9 protein-coding genes are annotated in these 12,534 nt (G+C 60.2%); 2 read left to right on the forward strand and 7 right to left on the reverse strand.

All coding sequences use genetic code 11. From position 1 onward, the window contains the following. Positions 1-348: 348 nt before the first annotated feature. The 3 genes from VGG64_06415 to VGG64_06425 are packed head-to-tail and all read right to left on the reverse strand — an operon-like array spanning position 349 to position 2,003. Positions 349-1,110: a thioredoxin family protein gene (locus VGG64_06415; GenBank protein HEY1599217.1), complete on the reverse strand. Its 762-nt coding sequence runs from the start codon at positions 1,108-1,110 to the stop codon at positions 349-351. A 48-nt stretch (positions 1,111-1,158) separates the two neighbouring features. Continuing rightward, complete coding sequence (locus VGG64_06420) at positions 1,159-1,629, reverse strand: SRPBCC domain-containing protein (protein ID HEY1599218.1); 471 nt, start codon at positions 1,627-1,629, stop codon at positions 1,159-1,161. Continuing rightward, on the reverse strand, positions 1,626-2,003 hold the full coding sequence (locus VGG64_06425; GenBank protein HEY1599219.1) for a metalloregulator ArsR/SmtB family transcription factor: 378 nt from the start codon (positions 2,001-2,003) through the stop codon (positions 1,626-1,628). Before VGG64_06425 ends, VGG64_06420 begins: the two co-directional genes overlap by 4 nt. A 305-nt stretch (positions 2,004-2,308) precedes the next feature. Here VGG64_06425 and VGG64_06430 point away from each other — a divergent pair, with 305 nt between their 5' ends. Together VGG64_06430 and VGG64_06435 are read left to right on the forward strand one after the other, a co-directional pair. Then, positions 2,309-3,148, forward strand: coding sequence for a thioredoxin-like domain-containing protein (locus VGG64_06430; protein HEY1599220.1), 840 nt, complete (start codon positions 2,309-2,311; stop codon positions 3,146-3,148). A 197-nt stretch (positions 3,149-3,345) separates the two neighbouring features. Next, positions 3,346-5,853 (forward strand): ATP-binding cassette domain-containing protein, encoded by a 2,508-nt coding sequence (locus VGG64_06435; protein ID HEY1599221.1) that lies wholly within the window; start codon positions 3,346-3,348, stop codon positions 5,851-5,853. An 81-nt stretch (positions 5,854-5,934) separates the two neighbouring features. On the opposite strand, the gene VGG64_06440 is transcribed toward VGG64_06435, so the two are convergent. The 4 genes from VGG64_06440 to VGG64_06455 form a co-directional block, all read right to left on the reverse strand. Then, positions 5,935-6,270: a YnfA family protein gene (locus VGG64_06440; protein ID HEY1599222.1), complete on the reverse strand. Its 336-nt coding sequence runs from the start codon at positions 6,268-6,270 to the stop codon at positions 5,935-5,937. A 132-nt stretch (positions 6,271-6,402) separates the two neighbouring features. Beyond that, positions 6,403-7,857: a DUF1501 domain-containing protein gene (locus VGG64_06445; GenBank protein ID HEY1599223.1), complete on the reverse strand. Its 1,455-nt coding sequence runs from the start codon at positions 7,855-7,857 to the stop codon at positions 6,403-6,405. 10 nt (positions 7,858-7,867) lie between these two features. Beyond that, positions 7,868-10,489, reverse strand: coding sequence for a PSD1 and planctomycete cytochrome C domain-containing protein (locus tag VGG64_06450; GenBank protein ID HEY1599224.1), 2,622 nt, complete (start codon positions 10,487-10,489; stop codon positions 7,868-7,870). Positions 10,490-10,782: 293 nt separating this feature from the next. Next, on the reverse strand, positions 10,783-12,534 hold a 1,752-nt coding region (locus VGG64_06455), incomplete at its 5' end, for a PBS lyase (GenBank protein ID HEY1599225.1).

Here is a 12,534-nt window from a genome sequence, read left to right on the forward strand (position 1 = left end):
GCGAAAAAGAAGGGAAAGCAGTCGGCAGAAAATGCCACCGCCGCTTGCGAAACCTAACGAACAAAGCGATTATTCAACATCACAACCCGCTGGTCACAACCTGCCGATCCCTGGCTGGAACCAACGCGCCGAATGACACACTAACTAACAGTAACGCCCAGCGGAGATACGTTGCCGCCGCGAGCGACAAGCCCAGGCCAGTCCAAAGCGCCACGTAGGCCGCCAGGCACAGGGGGCACTTCGGCATGAACGCCCAGATGCCCAGCGAGAACGCCCCAGCGGCCAGCTCCCATCCGCGCCGCGCCGGGGGCGACGGTTGGGGAGCGCAGCCGCGGCAGCATGCGCTTCTTACTTTTCGTGGCAGCATGATCCGGCGCCTGCTGAAGTCGCTTCATACTTGTCGTGATGACGCACCCAGGACATGGGCGCAGGCAGGCTCTCCTCGTCGCGCCCTTTGGGAGCCCGGTCAAGAATCGCATAGGTTCCGAGCATCGCCTCCAGCCCGCGGCCATACCCCGAGAAGGTGTGATATACGGCGCCACCTGCATCTTTGTAGAAGCAACTCAGCCCGGGATTCTCCTCACCGTGAGGCGGAATCGTGGCGAAATTGTAGGCGTTCGCGCCCCGGTCGACTTCTTCCTTGGTGAACAGCACACCAAAGTCGCGATTAAAATCGCAATCACCGGATGAGACCCAGGTAAATCGCCAGCCCATGCGCTTTTTGAACGCCTCGAGCTTCTCGAGTGGCGCGCGCGAGACGAGCACCAGCGACACGTCCCGCGCCTGCAAATGCTCGATCGCGCCGGCCATGTGATCCATCACGTACGAGCAGCCAGGGCAGCCCTCTTCCCAATCGGGACCAAACATGAAGTGATACGTGGCGAGCTGGCTTCGGCCTGCGAACAGGTCGGCGAGGCTCATTTTGCCGCGCGGACCTGTGAAGACATATTCCTTTTCGACCAGGGTCCAGGGAAGCTCGCGGCGCTGGCGGGCCAGCTCATCGCCCAGGTGTGTCAGCTCCTTTTCCTTGGCCAAGAATTGGCTGCGCGCGCGCAGCCATTCGCTTTTCGAGACGACTTTGTGACTTTCTGTTGCGGTGGTGGCGTTCATGAGGAAGAACTCCTGCACGTTGTAATGAATTGGTAATGTCGCCCGTTGCTATTTCTTGTGATGAGAAGAGGTGCGTTCGGCCCGCTGGCGAATGCGCTGTGTCCAATGATCCCATCCCTTCGGCATGCCGTTGCGATGATCGTCCAAAATCATTCCCATGCCGCGATGGACGAACGACAATCGCGTTCCGCTCCCTTGGGCGGCAAAGCGGTATTGAACATGATTGATCGCCGGATACGACATCATGATCGGACCCCAGATTTCCAGCAAAGTGGGCGGCTTGATCACTTGCACGTGCCCCCACAAATGTCCGGCGTTGTTTCCCAAGTCGCGAAACCAGCGCCCACCGGGCCAGGCTTCCAGCTTGAAAGGCATCGAGGTGCCATCCATCATTTGCGCCTCGGGACCAAGCTCTTCGAGCATGGCCTCGAAGGCGATTTCGATCGGCGCGGCGATGTCGATCGTCTTTTGAATCTCGATGGTTTCGATCGCCTGTTGGGCATGAACGTCGGTTGTCATGAGATACCTTTCTTGGAGTTTTTTGACGCGGTCGACTTTGTAAACTCTGCAGCCCGGCGCTCGGCCCGCTCGCGAATGCGGTCCAGCTGCCGTTCCCAATGTCGCTCGAAGGCCTTGATCCAGTCGTAGACAGGCCGCAATTGCGCGTAGTTGACTGCATAGACGCGGTGCTGTCCCTGTTTACACACGTTCACCAGGCCGACGTCGCGCAACACGCTCAGGTGCTTGGAAATGGCCGGTTGCGGCATCCCCAGCGCCGCGACGATTGCCCCCACGGCCACGCTGCGGCGCCGGGAGAGCAACTCAATGATCTGCCGCCGCCGCGGTTCGGCGATGGCTGTGAACACGTCAGTCGTGGCCGAGGCGCGGGACATGGTCGAATTATATTCCCGAATGGGAATATGTCAATCACAGTGCTGAGGAATTCGTCAATCGGGAGTTCGCAAAACAGCTTGGCAATGCCTTCACCAGCATCCTCTTTGCGACCGCTCTGCATGCCTGATTGCGAAGGGGTTGTCGCGGCCGCCGGTCGCCAGGATCCGGGGCACACGATACCAAGCGTTGACCGGCAACCGGCATAATCCGTTGTGGTCTGGAGGGAGTAGCATCAAAATGAGCCTGCCGTCGCACAGGCGCCGGCAAACCAATCACGAGAAAGCCGACTATAGGCGGGGGCAAGATGTTGAATCAACTATTCGTCGCCGGTACGACGGCAATACTCGCCGTCAGTTCGCTGCTGAATGCCGCATGTGCGCAAGAAGTCGAAGCCAAGAGCTACCCGGTTCTCTCGGGAGTTGGCATCGCGTTGATGGCGGAGGAGGGGCAGCTCTTTGTGGGGAAGATTATTGCGAAGTCATCGGCCGAAGAATCGGGCCTGATCAAGGAAGGTTCGCGACTCGTGGCCGTCGAGGCCGACGGAGAGAGCGTATCACTTGATGGAAAGAGCGTCGGCGACGCGGCCAGCCTTATTCGTGGTCCGGTCGGCACAAAGGTCATCCTGACGTTGATGCCCCCCAATGACGATAAGGCCATCAAAGTTACGGTCGAGCGCAAGGCGTTGGAGATTACCGGCGCTTTCGAGGCGACGTACAAGGCCTTCATCGGCAAGCCGATTCCGGACTTGCCACTATCGTTGTTAGACGGTTCGGCGAAGAAGCGCCCTGCCGACTATCGCGGCAAGGTCATCGTGCTCGATTTTTGGGCCTCTTGGTGTCCGACGTGCTATGCACCGGTGACGAAGCTGCAGAAAATATCGGCCGACCATCCTCAATGGGCCGGCAAGGTGGAACTGATAACCGTAACGGTCGATTCCGAACTCTCCAAAGCGGCCGACGTGGTCAAGCAGCAGAAATGGCACCGTACAGAGAACCTGGCAGTTGATGTCGACGAGCTGAAGGCCATCGGCGTTACCGTCGTTCCGGTGATCATCATCGTGGCGCCCGACGGCACGATTGCAACCATGGCCGGCGCTCACGCCCTGGATGTCGAGAAAGAAGTCGCCGAGCTTTTGGCAAAGTAGATGCCAAGGGCTTGAAGGAGGATCGAACGAAATGCCAAAGCAGGGCGACCGCGTGGGGCACTTAGAGGCGGCGCCGAGCGCGCGTTGTTATACTCGTCGACGGGCGGCTGGATCGGCCGCAGGGTAACCTCTCAGACGAGTGGTCGGTCTTAGATGCGTGCGCACCGCTGTGCATATCCACACAGGGCAGAATCTTGATGTCCAGCAAATGGTTTATTTTCAAGAACGAAAGTGAACGCCTCGGCCCATTCACCGCGCAGCAGCTTCGCGAGCTGGCCCAGAATGGGGAATTGCTGCCGGACGATCGCCTGTGGCGTGAGGGACTAGCAAAGCCTGCCCGCGCCGGCAGGGTACAGGGACTTTTTCCCGCCCCTGAACCGGTGAAGTCATTCCCGCCCCTGCCGTGGGAGACGGAGGAGCTCCCGACAAGCCCGAGCGAGGAAAGGCCGATACCGAACGAACTGGAAGATCGCCATCACGCCCCGCGCGGCGAAAGTCTGCAGCGCGGCAAAGAGTTCTTGGAACTGCAAGCAGCCAATCTGAAGCGAGGGCGGGAACTCTTTGGTTCGGCTGTTGGCGAAGCAAAGCGGTTGATGGCCGACGCGATTACGGAAGCCAATCGATCGATTGATGAGTCAGAGCAAATCACCCTGCGCGATAAGCTCGTGTTCGGGCGATCTTCCAAATACTGCGACTGGCTCATCCCCCACCCAACGGTCGCTGTGCGTCACTTCGAGGTTTTGCGAAATGACGATGTGATTACCGTCCGTGACCTCGGCGCCGACAGCGGCACCTTTGTTAACGCCACGCGAATACCACCCAGCGAGTCGATGACCATTTCCGACGGCGATACGATCACCGCGGGCCCCTACGTCTTTCAACTAAACGGGGCGTCGCTGCGAACAATTTCCAAGGGGCAGCACGCGCACCTGGTGTGCATCAACCTCTCGAAAGACGTACTGTCGTCTGAGAATGGCGCATCGGTCCGAATACTGAACGATGTCACATTGGAAATCGTTCCCGGCGAGTTCGTTATCCTGCTTGGCCCCAGTGGCTCTGGCAAATCTACGCTGATGAACGCCTTGAGCGGACGGTCGCTGGCCACCAGCGGAGATGTATTGCTGAACGAGCAGCACCTTTATGTGAACTTCGATGCCCTGAAAAAACGGATGGCGATCGTACCGCAAAAAGATTTGCTGCACGAGCGACTGTCGCTAAAGACAGCCTTGTCCTTTACGGCCGACCTGCGATTGCCGCCTGACATCACAGCCGTCGAAAAAACTGAACTCGTCGATATGGCCATCAGCCAAGTGGAAATGGCTGATAAGGCGAATGCGCCGATCGTTACCTATAGCGGCGGGCAAGTCAAACGTGCCAGTCTGGCCAACGAGTTGCTATCCAAGCCGAGCTTGTTGTTCATTGACGAGGCGACATCCGGCCTGGATGAAAACAGCGACAAAGAGATTATGCGCATGCTGCGCAAGCTGGCGGATGATGGAAAGACGATCGTCTGCATCACGCACAACTTAGGCAATGTCCCGGAGTGCGCCCATGCAATCGTGGTGATGGCCAATGGAGGCCATCTTGCATTTGTAGGCACACCGCACGAGACGTTGCAGTACTTCTCGATCGTGGATCTAGGACAACTTTATCAACGACTTAAAGATAAATCAGGGCCCGAGTGGGCGGCGGCGTTCGTACACACACAACGGTTTGCAGACATGGCAGCCGCTGCGGAAAAGCGCTCGAATCTCGCAGGCCGCCCGGAAATCCGCCGCGACGTCGTAACCCCATTGCAAAAAGTGGGCGTTTGCGTCAGGCACGCGCGCACAACCGCCAGACGCAATATTGCGCTCCAGCTAAGCGACCGTCGGGCACTGTTGGTGGCTGTCGTGCAGCCGATTCTGGTGTCGTTTCTGATCGTCGTCGTGTTTGGCACATTAAAGCCAGATACGCAGCTGCGGCACGGACCACAAGTGCTGTTCCTGCTTGGCATCAGCGCTTTCTGGTTTGGATGCAACAATGCGGCGAAAGACATCGTCAAAGAGCGATCGCTGTTCGAGAAGGAGCGCAACGCGGGCTTGGACGCGATGGGATACTTGATGTCCAAGTTTCTGTTGCTCGCATTGTTCACAGCTGCGCAGTCTCTGCTGCTGCTATTGATCGTGAAACGCGGGACGGGTCTCGACGGAAGTCTCATTGCCTATGGAATCGGACTGTTTGTAACGGGGGCTTGTGGCGTATCTCTGGGGCTGGCGATATCGGCCATTTCATCCGACACAGAAGTGGCTGCGACCGCGGTGCCGCTGGCCATCATCCCGCAGGTCATACTCGCCGGAGGGATCCAACCGGTCGAGGGTATTGCGCAGTGGATCGCTGCCGTCGTCGCGCCGTGCTATTGGTGCTTTGGGATGCTGTCTAAAAGCTTCTTGAATACTCTTGCTATGACCCCTCAGCAGTCGATGTGGTCGCAGAGCAGTCCGCTGTTTAGCCTTCTTGTCCTTTGCGTGTTTACGACGCTCTATGCTTCCATCGCGGCCTCTTACCTGCTGGGCGTAAGAATAACGGAACTCGCCAAACCAGCTGAACTCGAGATGTGGATTCGATCCCTCACCGACCCAAATGGTTCAGCATCCGCGCGTATCAGGCCGGCCTCTCCGCTGGCTGCACGCTCGGCCAGTCACGACCAGGACGAACCGATATAAGAACGGAACGAGCAGGCCCGCCGCAACAATCGCCCACAAAGACGGCCGACCTGGGCTTGCGGTTAAATGCAGTGAGGCCGCTTACGACGGTGCCTGACCGGCGATTGCGATCACCACCATTCCGGCGAGACAAAGACCGACGCCCAAGATGTCCCAGCGCGTGGGCCGGATACCGTCGATCGTCCACAACCAGAGAATGGCCACAGTCACGTAAACACCGCCATACGCAGCGTAAATTCTGCCGGCGGCAGCCGGATGAAGCGTGAGCAACCAGGAAAAAACCGCCAGGCTCAGGGCCGCGGGCACAAGCAGCCAGGGCGACTTGCCTTTGTGGAGCCACAGATACGGCAGGTAGCAGCCGAGTATTTCGGCAACCGCCGTCACGGCGAACAGCGCGCCCGTCACGATGAGATTCATCCCGCTATCTTAACCAACGACGGTCATGCGGAAAGTCGCAGGCGATTGACCGATGGCTGAGTGCCGAAGACCGACGACCAAGTGGTAAACGTCTTTCCCGTTGCGGGAAGAGTTCGATGCCTTGCCCGCGGTTCAGACGTCCGATGACGATCGCGGTCCGCGTTGCAAAATCTTCCACACGACTTGCCCTTCCGAGCCATCGATCAGGGCGCCGACGCCGTTAGGGCGCGAGAAAGCCACTTGCTTTTGCTCCAGGCCGAACAGGTGCAACAGCGTGGCATGATAGTCATGATGGCTGACCGTGTCCTTGACGGCTTTGTGGCCGAGTTCGTCGGTTTCGCCGTGAACCGTCCCACCTTTTACGCCACCGCCGGCCAACCACATACTGAAGCCATAAGTGTTGTGATCTCGGCCGATGTTCTTCTCGTTTTCCACGACCGGCAGTCGGCCCATCTCGCCTCCCCAATGCACGAGCGTGGTGTCCAACAGTCCGCGCTGCTTCAGATCTTGCACCAGAGCGGCCGCGGGTTGATCGGTGCGACGACAGACCGTCGGCAGACCTTTCTCAATGCCGCCGTGGTGGTCCCACGCCTGGTCGGCCGTGTGAAGTTGCACGAAGCGCACGCCGCGTTCGACCAGTCGTCGGGCGATCAGGCAGCGCGTGCCGTACTCTTTTGTTTCCGGCACATCGATGCCATATAGCTTGTGTGTCTCGGCACTTTCCGCCGCAATGTCCAAAGCTTCCTTGGCGGCCCCCTGCATGCGCGCCGCGAGTTCGTAACTCTGAATCCGCGCCGCCAGATCTTGTTCGCGTGGATGCCGGGTCAAATGCTCGCGATTGAGATCTTCGAGGTAACTGAGAAAGCGTTTTTGCGCCGGGCCGCGCAATTGCGGTGGCGGATCAAGATTCAAAAACCGCGGCTCCGTAGGGCGGACCACGGTCCCTTGATACAATGACGGCAGCCAGCCGTTTTGCCAGTTGTCGACCCCCAGCACAGGGAGTCCGCCCGGGTCGGTCAAAACGACGAAAGCGGGCAAGTCCTGACATTCGGATCCCAGCGCGTAGGTGATCCACGAACCCAGTGCGGGGCGCCCCGCCGCGATTTGTCCGGAGTTGAGTGCCGCGATCGATTGCCCGTGGTTGTTGACATCGGTATGCATCGAGCGAATGAGGCAGATATCATCGACCACTCGACCCAAATGGGGCAATAGTTCGCTGAGCTCCATGCCGCATTGGCCGTGCTTCGAGAATTTCCAAGGACTGCCGAACAGCTTGGTGCTGGCTTCGGCGACATTGTCGTACTTGATATCGCCCGTGAAATTCTGCAGGTGCCGCCTGGTCAGCTCCGGCTTGGGGTCGAACAGATCGATATGGCTCGGACCGCCTTGCATGAACATCGAGATCATGGCCTTCGCTTGCGGCGCATGCACAGGCGCGCGGGGCTTGAGGTCGAAGGTCACCGGCTCCAACGTGGGTTTTGCCGGCGACGCGCGCAATGCGTCCTGGCCGAGCAGCCAAGAGATGGCCATGCCGCCCAGCCCAAAAGCTTGCTGCTTAACGAAATGTCGGCGTGTGAAATGGGACATTCGATGGCCCTCAATCTACGTACAGAAATTCGTTGGAGCTGAGCAGTGCGTGGCAGAGCTGCGCCAAGGCGATGCGCGCCGGCGGCGCGGGTGGTTTTTTTGGATCCGCCGGTGCTGCAGAGGCCGCCTGGCTGATTAATGCGGTCTGTTCTGTCAGGAAGGATATACCCGCGCGCGTGGCGTCTTCAGTAGGCGGACGTGAATAGGCCAGCAGCCAGGCACGCTGGAATTGTGCCGCAGGGTCCGCTCCCGCTTCGCGTTCAATGCGCTCTGCCATGGCCTCGCTCTGTTCGACGACGAACGCGCTATTCATCATCAGCAGCGATTGCGGCGCCACGGTCGACGAGGTACGCTGCTCGCAATTGGGCTTCATCAGGGGCGCGTCGAACGGTTCGAGCATGCCCAGCGGGCGCGACCGGCGCACCTGAACATAGATCGTGCGGCGGAATTCATCTTCGCCCAACGGAACGACCTTGCCCGAGGGGCGTCCGGCGGAATCTCGCGTGTCGACGCCGACCACGAACTGCCCGGCTTCGTCGGGCGTGACCGGGACGGCCGGACCAAACATCTTGCTGGACAGTCGACCGTTGATGGTCAGAAGCGAGTCGCGAATGCTCTCGGCTTCCAGGCGCCGTACGCTCATGCGCCCCAGCAGTCGGTTGTCGGGATCGAGCGCGTCGAGCAAAGCTCGCCGCTCAGAAGATTGTCGATAGACGGCCGACGTGACGATCGCCCGCACAAAGGGCTTCAGCTTCCAGCCCCCTTGCATGAAATCGTCCGCCAACCAGTCGAGCAGCTCGGGATGCGAGGAGGGCTCTCCCAATGTGCCAAAGTCGCCAGACGTCGCCACCAATCCCCGGCCGAACAAGTGCAGCCAGAAACGGTTGACCAGCACCCGGGCTACCAGCGGGTGCCGCCCATCGGTCAAGTGACGGGCATACGCCAGGCGACGGCCGCTGGTGGGGCGCGTTGGGTCGGCCGCGATCGCGAAGCCGTTCGAGTTCAAGACGGCCAACTCGCCAGGCGCGACTTCCTGCCGCGGTTGATTGAAGTCGCCGCGCGCGAATAGTTTCGTCACGGGAACCTGGCCTGGCACTTCCGTCAAGCAGAGCACGTAATCGTCTGCGGGACGTTTCTTACGCGTGGCTTCGGTCCGCTCGTCCCACTTTTTGTTGAATTCAGTCAAACGATCTGCCACGTAGAGGTAAACCGTCCCACGGTCAACATTCAGAAACGGGTAGTCCTTGATCAGTTGTTGCTGCTCGGCGGTTCGCTCTTTATCGGGTGTGGCGCGGGTCGCGCGGGCCAGCGGCTGAATGGCCTCGGGCAGTTTTGCGAACTCGTGCTCAAGCGTCTCGCCGACAATTTTGTCGAGTGCTTCGTTGCGCTCGCGCGTGACCTCGTTCAACTCAGCTTCGGCGGCGGTGGCTTGCTGGCGAATCTCTTCCGTCCAAAGCGATACGAGGCGCGTCTCGGGCACGCGCCAGTTTTGCCAGTCGTAGGCCGGCTCGAACAACGCCCGCACGCGATGATAATCGGCATGCGAAATCGGATCGTAACGATGGGCGTGGCACTGGGCACAGCCGACAGTAAGCCCTAATAGCGAAGTCGATACGATCTTGATCGTGTCGGCCAGCACTTCATTGCGCGCCAGATTCTGATCCGCGGCGCCGTCGCCGGTTCCGTCCGGTCCCATCCGCAGCATGCCGGTGGCGATCAGCGTGTCGGCTTGCTGCGCGGTCAGGTTCGCATAGGGGGGCGTCAATAATTCGTCGCCGGCCAGTTGCTCGATCAAGAACTGATCCCACGGCTTGTCGGCGTTGAATGCGCGAATCACATAGTCCCGATACTTGTACGCCCATTTGCGCTCGGCATCTTGCTCGGTGTAGCCGTTGCTGTCGGCGTAGCCAACCACGTCCAGCCAGTGGCGCGCCCAGCGTTCGCCAAATTGCGGCGCGGCCAGCAGCCGGTCGACCAGGCGTTCGTAGGCATAGGGACTCGCATCGGCCAGGAATTCTTCCACAGCCTGGGGCGTTGGCGGCAAGCCGGTGAGATCGAATGACAGACGCCGCAGCAACGTCGACCGATCGGCCTGCGGACCAAAACTTTCTCCCTTCGCTTCCAAGCGCGCTAGCAGAAACGCATCGATTGAGGTTCTCGCAAGTTGCGGATTTTGCAACGTAGGAAAGGGCGGCCGTCGGATCGGCTGAAACGACCAATGGGCCCGCTCTTCGACAGTAAACGTATCACCAGCGGCCAGCGTGGTTGGCTCTTCTCGCAATGTCTTCGCGCCGGCGTCGATCCAGCGCGCCAGGATATCCAATTGGGCTGGGATGATCTGCTTGGCGTCGGGGGGCATCTCGCCGGCCAACACGCGCGCGTACAGCAGACTTTTGCCATGATCCCCCGCCACGATTGCTGCGCCCGAGTCGCCCCCTTGCAGTAGCAACCGCGCGGTGCGCGTGTCGAGCGCGCCCTTGAGATCGTCGTCCTCACCGTGACAGCGCCAGCAGTGCGCCTTCAAAATCGGACGAACATGGGTCTCGAAGTGTACGGACTCATCGACCTGCCAAGCCAAAAGCGTGGCCGGCATGCACCAGACGAATAAGCAGACAAGAAGGACTCGCGGCATGGCCAAGGTGGGTGGGGCCGGTGGGAAAGCGCGATGGTTCCAGCCGCCGCATTGTAGTTGCCCAACGGCGGCCATTCAACCATTTGATGCCGTCGCGGCCGGTGGCTGGCTTCGGTTCTCGCCAACCTTCGGCCGCAAGCAACTCAACGCACGCAACGACATGGCCCAGGCTGGCATCCGACGTGGCAAACTGCCGAGGGCGCAATCGTTACTAGGTAGCCCGACGATATCAGGCCCCCACGAGCCACTGTGGGAAGGCAACGCGTTTTGTCGTTGCCCTGCCACGGCGCGCGTTACTTGGGCATGGGAAGCATGATCAGGGCATTTTCTGGGAACGATACGTCGCCCTGTTTGCCGTTGATCTGGTATTGAACCTTGAGGATCTTCACGGTGCCCGGCGCGGGGTCGCCGCCGAAGCTCTCGTTGTATCCTGGCGACGGCAAGGCAATGAGCGGCAGACCATCGACGCACTTTTGCAGCGATGCGGTGACGTCCTTCTGCGAGCTCCCGGCTCCGTATTCCGCCTTGACGATGCTGACCTTTACGGGATCCAAGCCTGTCTTGGCGAGCAGTTGCTTGAGGCGGCTACCATCGCCGCCGATCTTTTGGGCAATGACGAGCGTGGTCCGGCCGGCATCCTCGCTTAGCGCGGGAACCTGCGTCGCTTTGGCCGCGACCTTGAACGACTCTTCATTGGGATAACGCTCGAGTACGGCCAGTACTAATTTCTGCTCATCGGGGCGGCCGGCCGCGGACAGCGCGTTTTGGCACATCGCGGCACGTTGCGCGTCAGGCATGGCGAATTGCCGCGCCAGGCGGATGTAACCACGTAGCGCGCGGACCTTGTACTTGTCTTCGGGCGCCGTCTTGGCCAGCTCCAAAAGGACGGGCCCGGCGTCGACGTTCATCCATTCACCCAACACGCGGCTGCCGGCATCTTGCAGCTGGGGATCGTTGCTCTTCATCGCGGCGCCGATCGTGGCCAGGGCCTGCGGTCCCCCCATGGCACCCAGGATCTCGATAAGGTTCGACTTCGTCGCGACGGGTGCGCGGGTGATTGCTTCGGCCAATACGGCGGCACAGCCCTCGCGGTCCGGCATCCGCAGGCATGCTTCGCGCAGCGCGCGTTGCGCCGTCGGCGCGTCATCCGCGTTCTTAGGAGTCAGGACTTGCGAAACCAACACGGCGAGCTCTTTCTGACTGATGGTCGCACCCAATGCAGTCAGCGCGGCGCTACGCACCGACGCGTCGGAACTATCGAGCGCCTTGACCAACGCACCTGTGTCGTTGATGCGCCGTTGGCCGACCAGTTCGATCAGCACTGCCAGTGGTTTTCCTTCGGCTTTGGCCAGCCGCGCGGTGATATCCGCATCCACGTTTTTGTCGGACAGTGCGGCTACTGCCTCTTTGGCCGATTGCGCTACGTCAGCGTCGTCCTCCGCGGCGATCTTCAATAGCGGCGATACGCTCGACATGTCGCCCAAGCGACCAACCACTCCCAACGCCGCGATGCGCACTTGCTTGTCGCCCTTTTGGGCCGAACTCAGCACGGCGGGCAGAACGGCAGCATCACCGCGGTCTGCCAATACGTACAACAGCAACGGCGCGCGATCGGGCGAGGCCTGCGCGATTTCAGCGACCAGAGCGTTCGCCACATCACGGCCGGGAAGGTCGCGGGCCGCACCGAGGGCAATCTGGAACATTGCCTTGTCCGCAGACTTGAGTTGCTCGATCAAGAGCGGGATGCCGTCCGAGCCACGGGCCAGAATTGCGCCGCGCGTGGCTTCCAGAACTCGTGGTTTCGGTACGTCGGCTTTGCGGACCTCGTCATAAATCTCGGCGGCTTCTTTGTTTTTGCCGTCGCGGGACAACCGCTCTGCGCAAAGGATCGATCCCTCGGCGACGGCACTGCGGACTGGGCCCACGCTGCTGGCGAGAGCGGGACGAAGAGCCTTGATGGCCGCGTCGTTTCCTACGTGGCCCAAAGCGACGGCTGCGGCCGAAGCGACCTCAACATCTTGATCTTTCAATCGGCCGGCCAACTG

This window comes from Pirellulales bacterium (assembly GCA_036490175.1).
GTDB lineage: Bacteria > Planctomycetota > Planctomycetia > Pirellulales > JACPPG01 > JACPPG01.

Excerpts from the sequence above, each read along its gene's own strand:
- VGG64_06415 (HEY1599217.1), bottom strand. The coding sequence starts at position 1,110 with ATGAACGCCACCACCGCAACAGAAAGTCACAAAGTCGTCTCGAAAAGC.
- VGG64_06420 (HEY1599218.1), bottom strand. The coding sequence starts at position 1,629 with ATGACAACCGACGTTCATGCCCAACAGGCGATCGAAACCATCGAGATT.
- VGG64_06425 (HEY1599219.1), bottom strand. The coding sequence starts at position 2,003 with ATGTCCCGCGCCTCGGCCACGACTGACGTGTTCACAGCCATCGCCGAA.
- VGG64_06430 (HEY1599220.1), top strand. The coding sequence starts at position 2,309 with ATGTTGAATCAACTATTCGTCGCCGGTACGACGGCAATACTCGCCGTC.
- VGG64_06435 (HEY1599221.1), top strand. The coding sequence starts at position 3,346 with ATGTCCAGCAAATGGTTTATTTTCAAGAACGAAAGTGAACGCCTCGGC.
- VGG64_06440 (HEY1599222.1), bottom strand. The coding sequence starts at position 6,270 with ATGAATCTCATCGTGACGGGCGCGCTGTTCGCCGTGACGGCGGTTGCC.
- VGG64_06445 (HEY1599223.1), bottom strand. The coding sequence starts at position 7,857 with ATGTCCCATTTCACACGCCGACATTTCGTTAAGCAGCAAGCTTTTGGG.
- VGG64_06450 (HEY1599224.1), bottom strand. The coding sequence starts at position 10,489 with ATGCCGCGAGTCCTTCTTGTCTGCTTATTCGTCTGGTGCATGCCGGCC.